General features: G+C 69.1%; 19 protein-coding genes. 9 read left to right on the forward strand and 10 right to left on the reverse strand.

From position 1 onward, the window contains the following. Nucleotides 1-31 precede the first annotated feature (31 nt). Nucleotides 32-460: a helix-turn-helix domain-containing protein gene (locus MJQ72_RS31630; RefSeq protein WP_240594667.1), complete on the forward strand. Its 429-nt coding sequence runs from the start codon at nucleotides 32-34 to the stop codon at nucleotides 458-460. 8 nt (nucleotides 461-468) lie between these two features. Then, nucleotides 469-1,452 carry an ROK family transcriptional regulator gene (locus tag MJQ72_RS31635; protein WP_240594668.1) on the forward strand — a complete coding sequence of 328 codons (984 nt, stop codon included), beginning with the start codon at nucleotides 469-471 and terminating at the stop codon, nucleotides 1,450-1,452. Here the strand turns inward: MJQ72_RS31635 and MJQ72_RS31640 are convergent. From MJQ72_RS31640 to ligD (MJQ72_RS31660), 5 genes are all read right to left on the reverse strand, one after another. Further along, nucleotides 1,421-2,809: an amino acid permease gene (locus MJQ72_RS31640; protein WP_240594669.1), complete on the reverse strand. Its 1,389-nt coding sequence runs from the start codon at nucleotides 2,807-2,809 to the stop codon at nucleotides 1,421-1,423. The genes MJQ72_RS31635 and MJQ72_RS31640 overlap by 32 nt on opposite strands. Before the next feature lie 32 nt (nucleotides 2,810-2,841). Next, nucleotides 2,842-4,206, reverse strand: a complete 1,365-nt coding sequence (locus MJQ72_RS31645) for an aminotransferase class V-fold PLP-dependent enzyme (RefSeq protein WP_240594670.1) — start codon at nucleotides 4,204-4,206, stop codon at nucleotides 2,842-2,844. A 79-nt stretch (nucleotides 4,207-4,285) separates the two neighbouring features. Continuing rightward, the gene (locus MJQ72_RS31650) at nucleotides 4,286-4,819 is read right to left on the reverse strand and encodes a MarR family winged helix-turn-helix transcriptional regulator (RefSeq protein ID WP_240601467.1); all 534 of its coding nucleotides are present in this window, start codon (nucleotides 4,817-4,819) and stop codon (nucleotides 4,286-4,288) included. 114 nt (nucleotides 4,820-4,933) lie between these two features. Beyond that, complete coding sequence (locus tag MJQ72_RS31655) at nucleotides 4,934-5,197, reverse strand: hypothetical protein (protein WP_240594671.1); 264 nt, start codon at nucleotides 5,195-5,197, stop codon at nucleotides 4,934-4,936. A gap of 60 nt (nucleotides 5,198-5,257) precedes the next feature. Beyond that, nucleotides 5,258-6,175: a non-homologous end-joining DNA ligase gene (ligD, locus tag MJQ72_RS31660; RefSeq protein ID WP_240594672.1), complete on the reverse strand. Its 918-nt coding sequence runs from the start codon at nucleotides 6,173-6,175 to the stop codon at nucleotides 5,258-5,260. 46 nt (nucleotides 6,176-6,221) lie between these two features. Here ligD (MJQ72_RS31660) and ligD (MJQ72_RS31665) point away from each other — a divergent pair, with 46 nt between their 5' ends. Further along, the gene (gene ligD / locus MJQ72_RS31665; protein ID WP_240594673.1) at nucleotides 6,222-7,178 is read left to right on the forward strand and encodes a non-homologous end-joining DNA ligase; all 957 of its coding nucleotides are present in this window, start codon (nucleotides 6,222-6,224) and stop codon (nucleotides 7,176-7,178) included. On the opposite strand, the gene MJQ72_RS31670 is transcribed toward ligD (MJQ72_RS31665), so the two are convergent. Next, nucleotides 7,175-7,777 (reverse strand): TetR/AcrR family transcriptional regulator, encoded by a 603-nt coding sequence (locus MJQ72_RS31670; protein WP_240594674.1) that lies wholly within the window; start codon nucleotides 7,775-7,777, stop codon nucleotides 7,175-7,177. The genes ligD (MJQ72_RS31665) and MJQ72_RS31670 overlap by 4 nt on opposite strands. 29 nt (nucleotides 7,778-7,806) lie before the next feature. Here MJQ72_RS31670 and MJQ72_RS31675 point away from each other — a divergent pair, with 29 nt between their 5' ends. After that, nucleotides 7,807-9,015: a saccharopine dehydrogenase family protein gene (locus tag MJQ72_RS31675; RefSeq protein WP_240594675.1), complete on the forward strand. Its 1,209-nt coding sequence runs from the start codon at nucleotides 7,807-7,809 to the stop codon at nucleotides 9,013-9,015. Between the two features lie 11 nt (nucleotides 9,016-9,026). Here the strand turns inward: MJQ72_RS31675 and MJQ72_RS31680 are convergent, their stop codons facing one another. Together MJQ72_RS31680 and MJQ72_RS31685 are read right to left on the reverse strand one after the other, a co-directional pair. Further along, the gene (locus tag MJQ72_RS31680) at nucleotides 9,027-10,073 is read right to left on the reverse strand and encodes a polymorphic toxin type 44 domain-containing protein (protein WP_240594676.1); all 1,047 of its coding nucleotides are present in this window, start codon (nucleotides 10,071-10,073) and stop codon (nucleotides 9,027-9,029) included. A 6-nt stretch (nucleotides 10,074-10,079) separates the two neighbouring features. Further along, nucleotides 10,080-10,382 (reverse strand): hypothetical protein, encoded by a 303-nt coding sequence (locus MJQ72_RS31685; protein WP_240594677.1) that lies wholly within the window; start codon nucleotides 10,380-10,382, stop codon nucleotides 10,080-10,082. 174 nt (nucleotides 10,383-10,556) lie between these two features. On the opposite strand from MJQ72_RS31685, the gene MJQ72_RS31690 reads away from it, so the two are divergent. From MJQ72_RS31690 to MJQ72_RS31705, 3 genes are all read left to right on the forward strand, one after another. Beyond that, nucleotides 10,557-11,372: a DUF4097 family beta strand repeat-containing protein gene (locus tag MJQ72_RS31690; protein WP_240594678.1), complete on the forward strand. Its 816-nt coding sequence runs from the start codon at nucleotides 10,557-10,559 to the stop codon at nucleotides 11,370-11,372. Between the two features lie 618 nt (nucleotides 11,373-11,990). Next, on the forward strand, nucleotides 11,991-13,247 hold the full coding sequence (locus MJQ72_RS31700; RefSeq protein ID WP_240594679.1) for an HNH endonuclease signature motif containing protein: 1,257 nt from the start codon (nucleotides 11,991-11,993) through the stop codon (nucleotides 13,245-13,247). Between the two features lie 188 nt (nucleotides 13,248-13,435). Continuing rightward, the gene (locus MJQ72_RS31705; protein ID WP_240594680.1) at nucleotides 13,436-14,014 is read left to right on the forward strand and encodes a tyrosine-protein phosphatase; all 579 of its coding nucleotides are present in this window, start codon (nucleotides 13,436-13,438) and stop codon (nucleotides 14,012-14,014) included. Here MJQ72_RS31705 and pip read toward each other — a convergent pair. Next, nucleotides 14,011-14,955 (reverse strand): prolyl aminopeptidase, encoded by a 945-nt coding sequence (gene pip, locus MJQ72_RS31710; protein ID WP_240594681.1) that lies wholly within the window; start codon nucleotides 14,953-14,955, stop codon nucleotides 14,011-14,013. The genes MJQ72_RS31705 and pip overlap by 4 nt on opposite strands. Before the next feature lie 136 nt (nucleotides 14,956-15,091). Here pip and MJQ72_RS31715 point away from each other — a divergent pair, with 136 nt between their 5' ends. Continuing rightward, nucleotides 15,092-16,189: a glutamate--cysteine ligase gene (locus tag MJQ72_RS31715; RefSeq protein WP_240594682.1), complete on the forward strand. Its 1,098-nt coding sequence runs from the start codon at nucleotides 15,092-15,094 to the stop codon at nucleotides 16,187-16,189. Between the two features lie 11 nt (nucleotides 16,190-16,200). Here MJQ72_RS31715 and MJQ72_RS31720 read toward each other — a convergent pair whose 3' ends face one another. After that, the gene (locus MJQ72_RS31720) at nucleotides 16,201-16,806 is read right to left on the reverse strand and encodes a DNA-binding response regulator (RefSeq protein WP_043848645.1); all 606 of its coding nucleotides are present in this window, start codon (nucleotides 16,804-16,806) and stop codon (nucleotides 16,201-16,203) included. 457 nt (nucleotides 16,807-17,263) lie between these two features. On the opposite strand from MJQ72_RS31720, the gene MJQ72_RS31725 reads away from it, so the two are divergent. Next, nucleotides 17,264-17,962 (forward strand): AraC family transcriptional regulator, encoded by a 699-nt coding sequence (locus MJQ72_RS31725; protein ID WP_240594683.1) that lies wholly within the window; start codon nucleotides 17,264-17,266, stop codon nucleotides 17,960-17,962. Nucleotides 17,963-18,030: the final 68 nt, after the last annotated feature.

Here is an 18,030-nt window from a genome sequence, read left to right on the forward strand (position 1 = left end):
TTGTAACCAAGGGGATCTTCCGTCACCGTCGATGACCATGGAAGAAGGCACTTTGAACTCACCCAGTCGTTGCGAACTCACCGAGGAGGACTACGAGGCCTTCCAGTGGGACACGCGCGAAGACTGCGAGGTCCGCCAGATCCTGGACCGGGTGGCGGACAAATGGTCGCTCCTGGTGATCGCGCTGCTCGACCGCAACACCCTGCGGTTCACCGAGCTCAAGTACAAGATCGACGGCATCAGCCAGCGCATGCTCACCACCACGCTGCGGCATCTGGAACGCGACGGGCTGGTGAGCCGCACCGTCTATCCGGTGGTGCCGCCCCGCGTCGAGTACGCGCTGACACCGCTGGGGATGACGTTGCACAAGACGATCCAGTCGCTGGTCACCTGGACCGAGGACCACCAGGGCGAGATCGCCCTCGCGCGCGCCCAGTACGACAAACGCGTCACCGCCTAGGGAGCCGCATGGCCAGACTGTCCGGAGGGGATCCGTCACTGCTGCGGCGGCTCAACGCCATCGCCGTCCTGCGAGCGCTGTACGCGGCCGAGGAACTCACCCTCGCGGAACTGGTCAAGGCGAGCGAGGTCTCCCGTCCGACGGTCGAGGAGATCGCCGCCGACCTCGGTGAACAGGGGCTGGTCGAGGAGGTCCCGCTTCCTCCCGGCGCGCCGCGGCCGGTGGGGCGGCCCGCCAAGCGATACCGCTTCCGCCACGAGTCCGGGCACGTCGCCGGCCTCGAGATCGGCCCGCATCAGGCGTTGTGCCTGGTCGCCGACCTGCGGGGCGAGGTCGTCGGGCGGGCGGGGGCCGGGCTCACCCCGGAAACGGCCGCCGCGGACCGGCTCGGTACGGCGCACCGGGTGCTCGCCACCGCCGTCGAAGGCCGCGCCAACGTGCGGGTGCTCGGCATCGGCACGACCGGCGTGGTGTCCGGCGGCAAGGTCGTCCACAACTACCGCCTGCCCGGCTGGACCGGCGTCGACCTGCCCGCGGAGTTCGGCGGCGGCTGTCCGGTGCTGGCCGGGAACGACACCGAACTCGCGACGCTGGCCGAACATTGGCGCGGCGCCGCGCACGGCTTCGACGACGTCGTCTACGTGCGGGCCGGACCCGCCGTCTCGCTGGGCCTGCTGCTCGGCGGGAAGCTGCACGCGGGCCACCACGGCGCGGCAGGCCAGCTCGGCGCCCTGCGCCAGGCGAGCGAGTTCGCCGAACTGGTCGCCGCCACCATCCTCGCCCTCGACCCGCAACTGGTGGTGATCAGCGGCTCCGAAAAACCGCTGGCCACGACGCTGCGCGCCGAACTGGCCCGGCTGTGCCTGTTCCCGGTGCGCGTCGAAACGTCGGCGCTCGGCGAAGACGCGGTCGCGCTCGGCGCGGTCCGGCTGGCGCTGAGCCGGGTGGAGCGCGAACTGTTCAGCGTGGCGGACGTCGCCGGAGCAGGCTGATCACCACGATCAGCACGGCCACCGCGCCACTGGTGAACAGCTGCGTCCGCGCGTCGGCGTCCGTCCACATGAGAACGAGCACACCCGCCATCGCGAGCAGCGCGACCCAGCTGAGCCACGGGAAACCCCACATCCGCACCGGCAGATCGGCGGCCGTGCCGTCGCGTTCCGCCGCCTTCCGCAGCCGCAGCTGGGAGACGGCGACGAAGATCCAGACCAGCAGGATATTCGCCCCGATGGCGTTGAGCAGGAACGGCAGCACGTGTTCCGGGGCGAGGAAGTTCAGCAACACGGCCACGAAACCGAAGGCCACCGACGCGAGCACCGCCGTCCGCGGGACACCGGCACCGGACAGTTTCAGCATCGCGCGCGGCGCTTCACCGCGTCCGGCCAAGGAGAACACCATGCGCGAGGCGCCGTAGAGGTTCGCGTTGAGCGCCGAGAGCAGCGAGGTCAGCACGACGAAGCTCATCAGCAGCGCCGCCGACGGAACCCCGATCTTCTCCAGGATGACGACGAAGGGGCTGGTGTTGGCCGAAGCCGATTCCCACGGCAGCAACAGCACCATCAGCGCCACGGAACCGACGTAGAACAGCAGCAGCCGCACGATGACCGTGCGCGTGGTACGGCGGATCGACCCCGCCGGGTCGTCGGACTCCGCGGCCGCGATGGTCACCAATTCCATGCCACCGAAGGAGAACGCGACCGCGAGCAGACCGGTCAGCACGCCTTGGAGGCCGTTGGGCAGGAAACCGCCGTGCCCGGTGAGGTTGTCCAGGCCGACCGCCGTCGTGCCCGGCAGGATCCCGAACACCGCCAGGGTGCCGAGGACGAGGAAGGCGACCACGGCGGTCACCTTGATCGCGCCGAACCAGAACTCGAATTCCCCGAACGAGCGCACGGCGAACAGGTTCACCGCGGTCAGCACCGCCATGAACAGCAGCACCCAGGTCCACTGTGGAACCTGGGGCAGCAGCCCGTTCGCGATCCCCGCGGCCGCGGTGGCCTCGGCGGCGACCACGACCACCAGCAGCGACCAGTACAGCCAGCCGACGGTGAACCCGGCCCAGCGGCCGAGCGCCTTCTCCGCGTACACCGAGAACGAGCCGCTGCTCGGCTCGGCGGCCGCCATCTCGCCCAGCATGCGCATCACGAGCACCATGAGCAGGCCCGCGACCACATAGGACAGCAGGATGCCGGGGCCGGCGGTCTTGATCCCCGCGCCGGTGCCCACGAACAGCCCGGCGCCGATCGCCCCGCTGATGGCCAGCATGGTGACGTGCCGCCGCCGGAACCCGGTGCCGAGCGATTTCGTCTCGATCGCGGTCACGGGTTCGGCGGGACCTGGTGCGGGCATGGTGGATCCATTCGTCTGCGGTACGCGGGAGCTCAACCGCGGGACAACTCTTCCAGCCGTTCGTGCAGCCGGTCGACGTGGTCCTCGCTTTCGGGCTTCATCAGCACGCTACGCAGGATCCTCGTGCCGTCCGCATCCGCGTCGACCCCGGTGTGACGCAGACCGAACTGCGGCTCGCCGACCCGCAGCGTGCTGAGGAACACCGGCTCCCTCGCCGCGGCCATGCCGGTGCGCAGGATCCGCTCGCTCGCCTGGTCGATCCTCGACAGCGAAAGCGGCTCCGTGCGGGGGAAGTAGGTGACGATGTCGAGTTCCGGCGGCTGGTACAGGTCGAACCGCTCGGAGTCCTCCAGCAGCTTCGCCCACCGCAACGCCGCGCGGCGCCCGGCCGCGAGCACCCGGCCCAGTCCGTCGGGGGTGGGCGGCAGGACCCGGAAGGTGAGCCACAGCGCGGCGGCGGCCGCGCCCGCCCTGGAGCATTCGAGGCTGATCTCGCCGAGATGCAGGTCGTCCGAGGTGAAGTAGGTGTACGGCGAATCGTGCAGGAAGAACCGGCCTGCCCCGGGGTCCTTGAACAGCACCGCGCCGCAGCCGTAGGGCTGGAGGCCATGCTTGTGCGGGTCGATGACGATCGAGTCGGCCTCGGCGATGGCCAGCCACGGGGCTTCGGGCAGCCCCTCCGGACCGTCCAAACCGGACAGAAGCCGGAAGAATCCCCCGTACGCGGCATCGACGTGCACCCGGACGCCGTAGCGTTCGCGCAGCGCCATCGCCTCGTGGACCGGCTCGACCGTGCCGAGCGCGGTCGTCCCGGCGGTGAGGACGACGGTGCCGATCTTCCCGGTGCGCAGCAGCTCTTCGAGCGCGTCGAGGTCCATCGCGCCGCGCGCGTCGACGGGGACCGTGTGCCCCTCGACGCCGAGGACGCCGCACATCCTGCCGTGCGTGTAGTGCGCCTCGGCGCTGTACGCGATCCCCTTGCCCGGATGCGTTTCCCGCGCGACGAACAGCGCTTCGAGGTTCGCCACCGTGCCGCTGGTGGTCAGATGCCCCAGATGCTCCGGGTAGCCGAACATCGTCGCCAGCGCCTGGACGACCTCGCGTTCCATCTCGGCCGTCGCGGGACCACCGTCGAGCGCGTGGTTGTTGGGGTTGACCAGCATCGCGGTCAGGTAGCCGACCACTGCGGCCGGATGCGGCGGTTTGAGCATCTGGCCGGCGTAGGACGGGTGGAAGAACGGGTAGTTGTCCTTCAGCCGCTCGGTGAGCTCCTCGAACGCCGTCTCGAACCGCCCGTCGGAGATCTCCACCGACGGATGCGGCCGGACGGGGGTGAACGTCTCCGCCCACGCCTCGTTCGACGTCAACGCCTGCCCGAGCCAATACCGGAAGTCCATCAAGGGCGCCCTTCGCTTCGTTCGGCTCCAAAAAACGTAGGAGTCGCCGGAGGTCTCGCGCAACCGCCTTCGGTAGGGGTCAGCTCCCCCGGGTCCGCCGTTCTTCGCCCTTCTCCTCCAGTTGCCGGACGATCTCCCGCAGCGAAGCGGCCAGCTCGGTGCACTCCTCGGGACTCAGCCGTTCGGTGACGAACGCCTCCTCCTGGTTGAACTCCGGGAAGAGCTCCCGCATCAGCCGCTCCCCTTCCGGGGTCAGCGCGAGCAGCACGAGCCGTCCGTCGACGGGGTGTTTGCGCCGGGTGACGAGGCCGTGCGCCTCCAGCGTCTTCATGACCCCGGTCAGCGTCCCCTTGGTGATCCCGGACTCCGCGGCGACGTGCCTGGTCTCCTTCTCGCCGAAGATCCACACCACCCAGAGCACCACGAACGCGGTCCAGGTGAGGCCCGCGGTGCGCAGGACCGAGTTCTCGAAGTGCAACCGGACGGCGGTCGCGGCGCGGTGAAGATTGGCCACCGCCTCCATCCGCTCCCACAGCAGCGGGATACCGCCCAGTTTGGCCCGGACGGCGTTCTCGGTCTCGGCCAGCGTGTGATACCCGGTCAACAGCCACATCCTCACCGGCCCCGGAGGCACCAGCCCGATGGGCACGCACCCCCGCGCACCCGCTCCGCAGATCGTATGCGGAACGGGCGTGAGTCCACAGTGGTCTTTCCGGGTACCTCTCCGCTAAGCGGCGGGCGCCAAGGGCTCCAGCAGATCCTGTCCGGTTTCGGACAATTCCGCGGGTACCCGGCTGCCGGGAACGCCACCGGCGGGCGGCCGGATCAGCCCGGCGTGGGCGAGGCGGTGGGCTGTGCTCTGGTCACTGCACGGCAGGCCGTCGACGTAGAGATCGGGCTCCAGGCTGACGGTGATTTCGGCCCTGCCCTGTGCCACGGCTCGCAGCATGGCCAGGGCCCGCGCTGACCAGTCTTCGGTGTTTTCGGTCATTCGGGGTCACTCCTCCGACCAGAGGTTTTCCCGCCGGCCGCGGTTCAAACATGACCCCGGTCACCGTTGGGGAACGGCCGCGCGATGCTCGGCGATGTCCCCGAACAGGTCGCCCATCTCCTCGACGCGTTCGAGCACCTGATCAGCGGTGAACAGCAGGTCGGCGGCCTTGCGGCAGGCTTCGACCTCCTCCCAGGTCACCGGGGTGGAGACGGTCGGGACGGCACGGCCGCGCAGCGAGTACGGCGCGATGGTGGTCTTGGCGGTGTTGTTCTGGCTCCAGTCGATGAACACCCGGCCGGGGCGGATGGCCTTCGTCATCTTGGCGACGATGGTTTCCGGTGACCGGCGCGCGAGCTCCTCCGCGACGGCTTTGGCGTACACGGAGGTGCGTTCGTCGGAGCGCGTGCGCACCGGGCAGTACAACTGCATTCCCTTGTTGCCGCTGGTCTTCGCGTACACCGTGAGACCGTCTCCGATGAGCAGGTCGCTGAGCGTCTCGGCCACGCGGCAGCAGTCGACGACGTCCGCGGGCGGCCCGGGGTCGAGGTCGAACACCAGCAGATCGGGTGATTTCCGCGCACCACGCGGGCCGACCGTCCACTGTGGAACGTGCAGCTCCAGCGCGGCGAGGTTGGCCGCCCACATCAGGGTCGGGAGGTCGCCGACCACCGGGTAGTCGAGCGTCTCCTCGCCGCCCCGGCGGCCGCGGTTGGTGAGCCGCGCGGTGCGCACCCAGCCGGGCGCGTGCCGGGAAACGTTCTTCTCGTAGAACGGTTCGCCGTCGACACCGTCGGGGAAGCGGCGGAACGTGGCGGCGCGGTCGCGCAGATGCGGGAGCATGGCCGGGGCTATCCGGCGGTAGTAGTCGAGGACCTCGCGTTTGGTGAAACCGTGCGCGGGGTAGAGCACCTTGTCCAGATTGGACAGCCCCAGCCGCCGACCTTCGACCTCGACCGTTATCCGCTCCTCAGGCACCCTTCGACGATAGATCACGGGCGGGGTTTCCGGGGTACCGTGAGGCATGAGCACCGTGCCGGACGCGATCGCCCCGATGCTGGCGACCGACGGCGACCTGCCCACCGGCGGGTGGGGGTACGAATACAAATGGGACGGCTACCGCTGCTGCCTGCGGGTCGCGCGCGACGGCGAGACCCGTCTGACCAGCCGCCGCGGGCTCGACATCACGACGACGTACCCGGATGTCACCGGCGAAGCGCTCGACGGCCGCGAAGCCGTCCTCGACGGCGAGATCGTCGTGCTCGACGAGCACGGGCGGCCCAGCTTCCCGCTGCTGCAGACACGGCATCTGCGCACACCGGACGCGTCGCTGCTGGAACGCAGCCCGGTGCACTTCTTCGCCTTCGACGTGCTGTTTCTCGACGGCGACGTACTGCTCGACGAGCCGTACGAGGCCAGGCGCGAGGTGCTGACGTCCTTGGGCGCCGGCGGCCGCATCGCCGTCCCACCGGGGTACACCGACGAAGACATCTCGCCCGAGCAGCTGCTCGACGTCGTCCGGCAGCACGGGCTCGAAGGCTTGATCGCGAAGAAGCTCGACAGCCGCTACTACCCCGGCAAGCGGACACGGCAGTGGGTCAAACGGGCGCTGTGGCACACCCAAGAGGTCGTGGTCGGCGGCTGGCGTCCCGGCGACGGACGGCGCTCGGGAACGCTCGGCGCGCTGCTGCTCGGCGCCCATGACGAAGCCGGGGACCTGCGGTACATCGGCGACGTCGGCACCGGGTTCACCGACAAGGTCCTCGAAGACCTGCATGCCCGGCTCACCCCGCTGGAACGGAAGCAGCCGCCCTTCGCTTCGGAGGTCCCGCGCGATCGGGCGCGGCGGGTGCACTGGGTGGAGCCGGAACTCGTCGGGGAGGTCGTGCACCGGAACTGGACGCCGGACGGCCGTCTGCGCCATACGACCTGGCGGGGTTTGCGGGCGGACAAGACGCCGGAGGACGTCAAGCTGCCCTAGTGCCGCCGGCACGGCAGCTGATCCAAGATGAGCAGGGCCGCGCGCTCGGCCTGGCGACGGCGGCGTTCGTCGGCGACGTCTTGCACGCTGAACGCCCAATGCGCCTCGAACAGGCACACCAGCGCGTACACCGTGTCCGCGACGTCCTCGGAGGACGCGTCGGGACTGTGCGCGGCCAGCAGCGCTTCGAGCTCGGGCAGCCACAGCTCGGTCCACAGGCCGCGCAAACGGCGGCGCACGTCCTCGTCGCGGGCGCTCAAGGCCACGAGTTCCGTCCACACGACCAGGTCCTCGCGGGAGCGGTACGCCCCCGGGGCGAAGAGGGACACGACCCGCTCACGGAGCGACAGGCCGGGATCGCGACGGAAGATCTCCGTTCCCATGGCGCCGACGGCATGCTCGATGAACGCGCCGAGCAGCTCGTCACGGGAACCGAAGTAGTGCAGGACCAGCGTGCGCTGCATGCCCGCCACCTCCGCGACCTTCGCGAAGGTCACCCCGGCCAGCCCGTCGCGCACGACCACTTCGGCCGTCGCGCGCAGGATCTCCGGGATCCGCTCGCCGGCCTTGCTGGGCCGCCCGACTTGATTTACTGTCATGACAGTAAATATATCAAAGGGGGTCTGCCATGCGCGTTCTCGCGCTCGGAGGAGGCGGCGAGATGGGGGCCGCCGCGGCGGCGGTCCTCGCCGCGGACGACTCGGTGACCGAGGTGGTCATCGCCGATCGCGACCTGTCCCGCGCCACCACGGTGGCGAGCGGGCTGGGGGCCAAGGTGTCGGCACGCCAGGTCGACGCGACGGATCACCCCGGGCTGGTCGCCGCGATGAAGCCGCACGACCTGGTCGTCAACACGGTGGGCCCGTTCTTCCGGTTCGGCGTCCCGATCCTGACCGCCGCGATCGAGGCAGGCCGTGACTACGTGGACATCTGCGACGATCCGGCACCGACCTTGCGCATGCTCGAACTCGACGAGCGGGCCGAGGCCGCCGGGATATGCGCCCTGATCGGCACCGGCGCCAGCCCCGGCGTCGCGAGCATGCTCGCGGTGCGCGCCGCACGGGAACTCGACACCGTCGAAACCCTTCTCACCGGCTGGAACATCGCCGCGGCCCAGCCGGAGACCCCGCGTTCCGGAACGGGCCCCAGTGCGGCGATCGTGCACATGATGGAGCAGATCAGCGGCACCATCCCCGTCCTGCGCGAGGGCAGGCTGGTGCACCGTCCTGCGCTGGAGAAGCTCGACTGGCGGCATCCCGGCCTCGGGCCGCTGAGCGGGCGGACCGTCGGGCATCCGGAGGCCGTGACCCTGCATCGCGCCTTTCCCACGCTGCGCTCCAGCACCAATGTCTGTGTCGGGGACAAGGCGGCGCTCAGGATGCTGGCGGGGCTGCGGCGGCTCATCGACGCCGGAGTGTTGAGCCCCGGACGAGCGGCGCGGCTGGTGGAACGGGCGGAGAAGCTGCTGACCTCCGAGACGAGCGACATCTTCAAACGAGGCACCCCACCTCCCCTCTTCGCCGTGGCCACCGGCGTTCGCGAGGGGCGTCCCGCCGTCGCGGCCACGATCCTGGCCAACACACCCGGATTCACCATGGCCGCCGCCACCGGCGTGCCGCTCGCCGTGTCGGCGCTGCTCGTCCCCGCCGCCCGGCGGCCCGGCGTGCACACCCAGGAAACGCTCATCGACGCGGACGACTTCTTCGCCGCGCTCGCGCCGCACTGCATCGGCGATCCGTCACCCGAGCACATGACCGCCACCACGACGAGCTGGGCGTCCGAAGAGGAGAACAAGCGAGCGCTCGACGCGTCACTGCTGACCGCCCTGATGCGCTGAACCCCTTCGGCTCACAGCGGCCGGATGGCGCCCGCCTGCTCGAATCTGTCACGGCGATCGAGGATCGCCTTGGTGACGGCCTCCGGGGTCAGCGCGCCCGGGCCGTACTCGTGCGCGAGATCGATCCCCAGCTGCACGGACGCCTGATCGGCGGGATCGGTGGGATGGCCGTCCTTCCAATCGGCGGCGTTGGCTCCGGCGTGCAGGGTCCATTCGTCGATTCCGCCCAGGGTGCCGACGTACCCGTAATGGATGTTGGACCAGACGTCGTACCGGATCTGCTCCCGCAGGCCCGGCATGGGGGTGAACGTGTTGTCCCCCGTGGTCATGTCCAGGATCCTGCCCTTGTGGTCCCACTGGGCGCCGGTGTTCACGAGGTCGTACCACTCCTTGAGCGCCTCGACCTTGTCGCCGATCGAGGTGAACGGATTCACCTTGTCCTTCAAGAGATCCCGGATGTTCCGGAGATCCGGCGACAGCCCGTTGCGCACCATCTCGTCGGTGATGAACGCGAGAATGGCGTCGTATTCGGCGACCGGGTTCTCCGAGGCGGTTTGCGTGGTGACACCCGAGTCGAGGCCGTTGACCGACGCGACCCCCGCGGTGAGCAGGTCCCTGACCGCGTTGGCCACGATCAGGACGAAATCGCGTCGCTCCCCTTCGTCCCGCATGGCCGAGTAGGGCTGCTCGCGGTCGTCGACGGTCGCCCGGATCGACTGCTTCACCTGCTCGACTATCGACGCGAAGCGGTTGACGTGGTCGAAAAGCTGCTGACAGGAGACCCTGACGTTCGTGGTCGCCCGGATGGTTCCCTCGACCCGCTGCGCGAACATCTCACCGGCCCTGTCCCGCCAGGCGTCTCGGAGATCGTCCGGTTCGACCCGGACCGGCGTGAAGGCCAGTGAGGCGTCACGCCAGGCGACGGCGAGCGCCCGGACCTTGTCCTCGTCGGTGTCGGGCCAGGCCATCGCGGGCTCCCGGCTGCCCCGGACCGCTTCGATCTCGGCTCTGACCGCCGCCCACAACCCGTGGGCGTTGTCCGGCTGTGGCACGGCCATCCGGTGCTACCTCCCGAACCCGGAGGCCGCGTCCTGATCCGCCTTGGCGTACGTCGCCGCGGAAATTGTGGCGCCGTGGCCGTCGGCCTGCCACAACGCCGGGAGCGGATCGGCGTGGCTCAGCACCGAGACCTCCGCCGGCCGGTATTCGCCGAGGAAGGCCGTGCCGAGCGGATCGACGCCGATCCCGGCCCGCTCGGTTTCGACGGTCCGCCGGAACCGGCCCCACTCGCGTTCCATGTCGTCGCCGATCGCGACGAGCTGTGCCCCGATCCGGTTCACCGTGGCGATATCCATGTCGACGGACATCGGGCCTCCCTTCCCGTCACACCATTGTCCGGCCGCTTCACGAGGCGGGATCGCCGTGACCTGTACCGGCCACGCCGTGTCCCCGGCGTGTCAGCGCCGTGGCGGTCCGATGTCAGGCGGGTCGGCGATCGTTGCTTTCACCAACGAGAGACACCAGCACCGAAGGAGCTCACAATGTCCGTCTTCCCCACCCCGCAGCCGATCGCCGCCACGCTGACCGTCGCCGGCGCCCGGGTCCGCCTCACCGCGAGCGAACGCACCGACACGGTGGTCCTGGTCGAGCCGATCGACGCCACGAGCAAGTCGGACGTGAAGGTCGCCGAGAACACCAAGGTCGGCTTCGACGGCGGAAAGCTGTCGATCGAGACGAAGAAGGCGGGCGGCAAGAACGGCTCGGTCGCGATCACGATCGAGATGCCCGCCGGCTCCCAGCTGGCCCTGAACACGGCCTGGTCGGACGTCGACGCCGACGGCCGGTTCGGCGACTGCGCGCTGGAGATGTCGTCGGGACAGGTGCGGATCGACCGCGCCGCCACGGTGCGGGGCAACCTCGCGGCCGGCGAGATCGCGATCGGCCACGTCGCCGGGACCGTGGACGTCGACGGCGGCTCGGCCGGAGTCCGGATCGGCGAGGTCGAAGGCACCGTCAAGTACTCGGGCGCGACCGGGAAGGTCTGGATCGGGCACGCCCGGTCCGACGTCGCGCTTTCCGGCTCCAGCGGCAGCTTCGACATCGACCGCGCCGACGGCGACATCGTCGCGACGGCGGCCAACTGCCCGATCCGCGTCGGACGGCTGTCGCACGGCGAGGCCGAACTGACGAACGCGTCCGGCGGTATCGAGGTCGGCGTCGACGGGGACACCGCGTCGGTGGATGCCAAGAGCACCAAGGGATCCGTGCGCAACTCCCTCACCGCCGACAGCGAGGCCGCGGTCAAGGTCTACGCCCGTACGCGCCTGGACGACATCGTCATTCACCGCGCCGCGTGAGCCGGTGGTTCGGGTTGGGGTGGTCGCGATTGGTCGACTGAGTGCGACCACCCCATCGGCCCGGGCCGGCGACTTCGAGGGATTCCCGTTGATGTGCGCGGCGTCGCCACCGGATGTGTCGAGGCCTACCTAGGTCCATGTCTCCACAGACCATTCGATGCCGGTTTTATCGGGCGTGGTTCCGCCGAGCGCGTGGCACTCTTGCTCGCGGACAAGATGCATACCCTGCCCGACGCGTTCAAGAACAGCGTCACCTGGGGCCAGGGCAAAGAAATGAGCCATCATCCGACCTTTACCATGGCCACAGGAATGCCGGTATATTTCTGTGATCCTCGCTCTCCCTGGCAGCACTGAAAATATCAATGGTCTTCTTCGTCAGTACCTCCCCTAGGAACCGACCTGTCGACCTTCAGCCAGGACGACCTGAACGAGTTGAACGAGTTGAACGAGTTGAACGGTCGACCACGGCAGACACTCGGCTGACGCAATCCCCGAGAGGCCTTTCAGGAAGTCTTGCCAGGATAGGCGTGATGCATTGACCGCCTGCATCCGCCTCGGGCGCGATATAGTCTGAATATGCTATAGCACAGGTGTTCGATCCGGCGTAGCGTTGATCTTGTGTCCAGCGACGATGCCTCTCCGAAGACGTCCACCGAGTGGTGGCGCGTCGACACGGCGACGCTGCACGCCCGTAAACAGGAACTCGAAATCCTGAAACGCCAACTGGATGCCGAGCAGAACGCGATCCTCGCGGAAATCAACTCCCGCGGGGTGCGCGGCTGTAGTGGTCATTCGACATTAGCGGGGTTGATTGCCGAGGATTTCCTGGTGTCGGACAAGGAAGCCAGCGCCCGCGCCGACCGGATCCTCGGCCTGCACCCTGGCCCGTCGATCGGCGGAGACCCCGAACCACCCCTGGCGCCACTCACAGCCGAGGCCGCTGCGGAGGGCGCGATCGGCGGCGGCCAGATCGACGCCATCATCAAAACCCTCGCCCGCATCCCCTCCACCGTCCCCGAGAAGGATGTGCGGGCCGGAGAGAAGATCCTGGTCGAACTGGCCAGGCGTGCTGGACCACGCCAGATCGCCCGCGCCGGACGCCGCCTGCTCGACGAACTCGACCCCGACGGCAAAGAACCCCGCAACGACAACCCCAAAGACACCCGCCCCGAGCTGCGGTTCGTGAAGCACCGCGACGGCACCCTCGGCCTCAAAGCCAGACTCGACCTGGAAACCTACGCCCGCCTCAAATCCGACCTCGACCCCATGGCCAAACCCCACAAAGCCATCGACGGCATCCGGGACTCCCGTAGCCAGGACGAACGCTACGGGGATGCCTTCACCGACTACGTCCGCCTGAAAACCACCAGCCGCAACCTTCCCGGCCAAGCCGGGGAAGCCACCCACATCCTCATCACCATGTCCTACGACGACCTGATGAACGATCTCGGCGAAGCCCACCTCGACCTCGTCGGCCCGATCAGCGCCACCGACGCCCGCATCCTCGCCTGCGACGCCCGCGTCCGCCCCGGCGTCCTCGGCACCGCAGGCGAACCCCTCGACATCGGCCGCTCCAAACGCACCGTCTCCCTCGCCCAGAAATACGCCCTCACCCTCCGCGACGGAGGCTGCGCCTTCCCAGGCTGCGACATGCCCGTCCCCCGCTGCACCGCCCACCACATCGTCTTCTGGCGACACCACGGCGAAACCAAAATCGACAACCTCGTCCTCCTCTGCACCAAACACCACCGACTCATCCACCGCAGCGAATGGAAAGTCCAAATCGCCCAAGACGGACTCCCCGAATTCACCCCACCCACCTACCTCGACCCGACCAGGACACCGAGGCGCAACACCATGCACCTCAGGACATAAGCCGACCCCGATCGAACTCACAACCGGCCGCGACCGAACCTGCCCACGGATGGAAAGCCCAGGCCATCCAAGACAGACTCCCCGAATACGACCCTGCCCACCGGAACCCCGAGACACAAACACCATCCCCGGGACATAGGCCGATCCCGCCTAAGCTCGGAAGAGCCGACAAAACAAGGAGTCGCTTCATGAAGCTCGATTGGCCCGGCTGCCTCAACGGCCGCGACGTAGGCGGGCTGCCGGCGGCAGACGGCCGTCGGACGCGTTTCGGCGCGCTTCTCCGGTCCGACAGCCACAATCGGTTGACCGCCGAGGGAATAGCCGCGGTCCGCGCCGCGGGGATCGGTCGCATATTCGACCTCCGGTGGGCGTGGGAAACCGCGCAGGAGCCCAGCCCGTTCGCGGACGATGCCGTCTACCGCAACGCACCCTTGATCGCCGAACTGGCCGAGCAGGGCACCACCATGCCGGACGCGTACCGCACCATGCTCGACGACAACCGACGTCAGATCACCGGCGTCTTCGTTCAGTTGAGTGAAGCTCCGCCCGGCCCGCTCGCGGTGCACTGCAGTGCCGGGCGGGACCGGACGGGCGTGCTCACGCTGAGAGCCGCGGACTACGCGCTCACGGAAGGATGCGGCGGCGACACGATCCTCCGCACCCTGGCCCATCTGGATGCCCGCCACGGCGGCGCGTTCACTTACCTGACGAAAGGAGGAGCGAGCACGGCTCAGCTGCGGCAGGTCAGGGATCGCTTGATTTCCTAGGACACAGCCGACGCGAACCGGTCCAGCGCCGCGAGTTTCCAGGCCCGCTTCACGTCGCTCGAATGATGGCCCGAATCGTCGTCGATCAACAACTCCGCGCCCGGCCAGGCGCGGGCGAGTTCCCAGGCCGTGTTCACCGGGCAGCTCAGGTCGCGGCGCCCGTGGATCAGCACGCCGGGAATGTCCCGCAACAGGACGGCGTCGCGGATCAGCGCGCCGGGTTCCAGCCAGCCGGCGTGGGAGTAGTAATGCGTGACGATACGCGCGAACGCGAGTTCCCATTCGCCGATCGGACCATTGTGGACGGTGGCGCCGGGTTCCAGTGACAGCACGGTGTCCTCCCAGAGGCACCAGGAACGGGCGGCCTCGATCCGCACACGCGGGTCGGGGTCCTCCAGGAGCCGCGCGTAGGCGGCGACCAGATCTCCGGAAAGGTCGCCGCGGAAACGGGCCCATTCCTCGGGGAAGAACCGGCCGGCGCCGTGATACAGCCAGTCGATCTCGGACGGCCTCGTCGTGCTGATGGAGCTGAGGACGATCTCGGTGACCCGCTCCGGGAATCGTTCGGCGTAGGCGAGCGCGAGTGTCGCGCCCCACGAGCCACCGGTGACGAGCCAGCGTTCGATCCCCAGGTGTTCCCGCAGGCGTTCCATGTCGGCGACGAGGTGATCCGTCGTGTTGTGCCGCATGTCTGTCGCCGGGTCGCTCGCGTGCGGGGTGCTGCGGCCGCAGCCGCGTTGATCGAACAGGACCGCGCGATAGCGGGCCGGGTCGAACATCCGCCGCATCCCCGGCGTGCAGCCCTGTCCGGGGCCGCCGTGCAGCATGACCGCCGGCTTCCCGGCGGGGTTCCCGCAGGTCTCCCAGTAGAGGACGTTGCCGTCACCTACATCGAGCAGTCCCTTGTCGTACGGCTCGACGGCTGGATAGAGATCGATCATGAACCGAGACTAGACCGTCCGTGAGGCCGCGAAACACTTTCGCCGCAACGAAGTTCAGCACACCGGCCCTTTCCTCGCCGCGTCCGAAGGGGCAGATTCAAGAGACTCACCGGCGAAAACCCACGAACGGGGAACCATGGCGGTCGACGGCATGAACCACACCCTCGGGGTGGAGGAAGAGTTCGTCCTGCTCGACCCGGTGGACGGCTCGGTCGCGTTGCGCGCGCCCGAACTTCTCGAAAACCTCGGCCCCGGGCCGGACGTCACCGGTGAGCTGATGCGGTTCCAGATCGAGACCGCGACCGGCGTCTGCCGCGGCCTGGACGAGGTGCGCTCGGAACTGACACGGCTGCGGCAGATCGTCGCGGCGGCGGCGGAAGCCGGCGGCTGCCTGATGGTGGCGTCGGGGGTCCCGCCGGGCGGGCTGCGGGGAGACACGCTCACGCCCGAGCCCCGGTACCGGCGGATGGCGCAGGCGTTCCCGGAGCTGATCGGCGAGGCCGGGACCTGCGCCTGTCATGTGCACGTCGGCCTGCCGTCACGGGATCTCGGCGCTCGGGTCCTCGCCGGGCTGCGGCCGTGGCTCGCCCCGTTGCTGGCGCTCAGCGTCAACTCCCCGGTGGAGAACGGCGCCGATTCCGGCTGGTCGAGCAGGCGTTTCCCGATCTGGGACCGCTGGCCGACGGCGAGACCACCCGACGAATGGTCCGGCGCGGCCGCGTACGACCGGAGCGTCGGGGAGGCCCTGCGCCGCGGCGCCGCCCTCGACGCGGCGGGCGTGTACTTCTACGCGCGTCTTTCCCCGCGGCATCCCACGGTCGAGGTGCGGATCGCCGACGTCTGCCTGGCCGTCGACGACGCCGTGCTCCTCGCGGCGCTGGTGCGCGGGCTGGTCGCGACCTGCGCCGCGACGGCGAGACCGCCACGGGCCCGCGGTGCCCGGATCGACGCCGCCTTGACGGCCGCCGCGCGCCGCGGTCTCGACGGGCCGGGTATCGACGTCTTCACCGGCCGGGAGGCCGATCAGCGCGAACTGCTCGGCGAACTCGTCGAGTTCGTCCGGCCGGCGCTCACGGCCGCGGGCGACGCGGAAGACGTCGAGCGGGGGTTGGACTCACTGTTCGACCACGGGACCGGTGCGGCCCGGCAACGCCGGCTGCTCGCGGAAGCGGCTTCTCCCGGCGAGTTCGCCGCGGATCTCGCCCACGCGACGATGAACGTCCCGGCCCGGTAGGCGGGCCGGCGTCACAGCCAGCCGGACTCGCGCGCGATCCGCACCGCGTCGACCCGGTTGCGGGCGCTGAGCTTCGAAACGATCGTCGTCAGGTAGTTCCGCACGGTGCCGGCGGACAGGAACAGTTCGGCGGCGATCTCGGTCGGGTCGGAACCGACCGACGCCAGCCGGAGCACTTCGATCTCGCGGGCGGTGAGCGGGCATTCCTCGCTGTCCCAGGCGGCGAGCGCCAGGTCGCCGTCGACGACGCGCCGTCCGGCGGCGACGCCGCGGACCGCGTTGGCGAGCCTGTCGGCGGGCGCGTCCTTGCGCAGGAAACCGTTGACCTTCGCCGCCAGCGCACGCCGCAGGGTCCCGGGGCTGCCGAGCGAGGTGAGGATCAGTGTGCGGACACCGGGCAGTTGCTCGTGCAGTTCGGCGGCCGCGGTGAGCCCGTCCTTGCCGGGCAGGTCGATGTCGATCAGCGCGATGTCGGGGCGCGCGGACTGGGCGAGCGGGAGGATCTCGTCGCCGCTGGCGCATTCGGCGACTACTTCGATGTCGGGTTCCAAACCGAGCAGCGCGACCAGGGCCCCCCGGACAATGTGCATGTCCTCGGCCACCAGGACCTTGATCATCGACCCCATCTGCCTTTCGCCTGCGTCTCGCCCCACGAGCCGACGATACTATCCTCACACACTCGTTCCGCGAAATGGAAACCGGCCCTTGACCGCCGCGGGGGACGCGGTCAAGGGCCGGTTCTGTGTTGCCGCGGGAATACGTTCTTCGGACCGCGCCAACACGGCCGGGGGGGTTCCGGCGTGAATGCGCTACCAGGAATTCTGCGGCCACCGGCCACCAGGATCCAGTGCGCGCACCACCGGTGGACCATGGTTTTCGCATGCTCGCCCACCCCGTGAAATTTTCACGCCGTCGCACACAGGAATCCATATCCGGCGGTGAATCAAGCACTTCAGGAGAAGCGGCGGCGAACACTACTGTCGGAAACCGCAAAGCATGCCAGAATTCCTCGAGCGAAAGGACGGCACAATGGATGAGACTGTCCGGCGAGCCGTGGAGCGAGCCATTGGGGCCATGAACGAGAAACTGGGCGAAGAGCTCACTATCGACGACATCGCCCGCGCCGCGACCTTCAGCAAATTCCATTTCACCAGGGTGTTCCAGCAGGCCACCGGGGTCTCGCCCGGCCGGTTCCTGTCCGCGCTGCGGCTCGACGAGGCCAAGCGCCTGCTGCTGACCACCTCGATCACGGTCGCCGACATCAGCCACCGCGTGGGCTACAACAGCGTCGGCACCTTCAGCACGCGGTTCAGCAGCCGCGTCGGCCTGTCCCCTTCCGCGTACCGGCGGCAGGGCGGCTTCCAGCGCCGTCTGGCCGGCGAGCCCCGTCCCGGCCCGAAGCGGGCGATCGTCCGCGGTTTCGTGTCGGCGCCGCCGGAGATCTCGCCCGGCCTCGTCTTCGTCGGTCTCTTCCCGACGCGGATCCCCGAGGGCGCGCCCGTGCGGTACACGGTCATCGACGCCCCCGGCCCCTATCAGCTGACCGAGGTCCCGGAAGGCGACTGGCATCTGGTCGCGCACTGCGTGACCGGCCCGCTCACGCGCCGCGGTACCGGCTACACCGGGCACCACGGCCCGATCACCGTCGAGCCGGGCGTCACCGCGCGGCTCGCGGACCTGCGGATGCGCCCCAAACGCCTGTTCGACCCGCCGGTCCTGCTCGCGCTGCCCGACCTGCGGCACCGGCCGGAGCCGGTCAAGCGCGCGGCCTGACCCTCATCCGGCTGCCAGGAAAGGGTCGTTCAGGACGGTAAACGTCTTGAACGACCCTTTCCCGACGT

Origin of the sequence: Amycolatopsis sp. EV170708-02-1 (assembly GCF_022479115.1) — a bacterium.
Classification (GTDB): domain Bacteria; phylum Actinomycetota; class Actinomycetes; order Mycobacteriales; family Pseudonocardiaceae; genus Amycolatopsis.

Bases quoted from the DNA above. Each gene is read 5' to 3' on its own strand.
- MJQ72_RS31630 (WP_240594667.1), top strand. From the start codon at position 32: ATGACCATGGAAGAAGGCACTTTGAACTCACCCAGTCGTTGCGAACTC.
- MJQ72_RS31635 (WP_240594668.1), top strand. From the start codon at position 469: ATGGCCAGACTGTCCGGAGGGGATCCGTCACTGCTGCGGCGGCTCAAC.
- MJQ72_RS31640 (WP_240594669.1), bottom strand. From the start codon at position 2,809: ATGCCCGCACCAGGTCCCGCCGAACCCGTGACCGCGATCGAGACGAAA.
- MJQ72_RS31645 (WP_240594670.1), bottom strand. From the start codon at position 4,206: ATGGACTTCCGGTATTGGCTCGGGCAGGCGTTGACGTCGAACGAGGCG.
- MJQ72_RS31650 (WP_240601467.1), bottom strand. From the start codon at position 4,819: ATGTGGCTGTTGACCGGGTATCACACGCTGGCCGAGACCGAGAACGCC.
- MJQ72_RS31655 (WP_240594671.1), bottom strand. From the start codon at position 5,197: ATGACCGAAAACACCGAAGACTGGTCAGCGCGGGCCCTGGCCATGCTG.
- ligD (WP_240594673.1), top strand. From the start codon at position 6,222: ATGAGCACCGTGCCGGACGCGATCGCCCCGATGCTGGCGACCGACGGC.
- MJQ72_RS31670 (WP_240594674.1), bottom strand. From the start codon at position 7,777: ATGACAGTAAATCAAGTCGGGCGGCCCAGCAAGGCCGGCGAGCGGATC.
- MJQ72_RS31675 (WP_240594675.1), top strand. From the start codon at position 7,807: ATGCGCGTTCTCGCGCTCGGAGGAGGCGGCGAGATGGGGGCCGCCGCG.
- MJQ72_RS31680 (WP_240594676.1), bottom strand. From the start codon at position 10,073: ATGGCCGTGCCACAGCCGGACAACGCCCACGGGTTGTGGGCGGCGGTC.
- MJQ72_RS31685 (WP_240594677.1), bottom strand. From the start codon at position 10,382: ATGTCCGTCGACATGGATATCGCCACGGTGAACCGGATCGGGGCACAG.
- MJQ72_RS31690 (WP_240594678.1), top strand. From the start codon at position 10,557: ATGTCCGTCTTCCCCACCCCGCAGCCGATCGCCGCCACGCTGACCGTC.
- MJQ72_RS31705 (WP_240594680.1), top strand. From the start codon at position 13,436: ATGAAGCTCGATTGGCCCGGCTGCCTCAACGGCCGCGACGTAGGCGGG.
- pip (WP_240594681.1), bottom strand. From the start codon at position 14,955: ATGATCGATCTCTATCCAGCCGTCGAGCCGTACGACAAGGGACTGCTC.
- MJQ72_RS31715 (WP_240594682.1), top strand. From the start codon at position 15,092: ATGGCGGTCGACGGCATGAACCACACCCTCGGGGTGGAGGAAGAGTTC.
- MJQ72_RS31720 (WP_043848645.1), bottom strand. From the start codon at position 16,806: ATGATCAAGGTCCTGGTGGCCGAGGACATGCACATTGTCCGGGGGGCC.
- MJQ72_RS31725 (WP_240594683.1), top strand. From the start codon at position 17,264: ATGAACGAGAAACTGGGCGAAGAGCTCACTATCGACGACATCGCCCGC.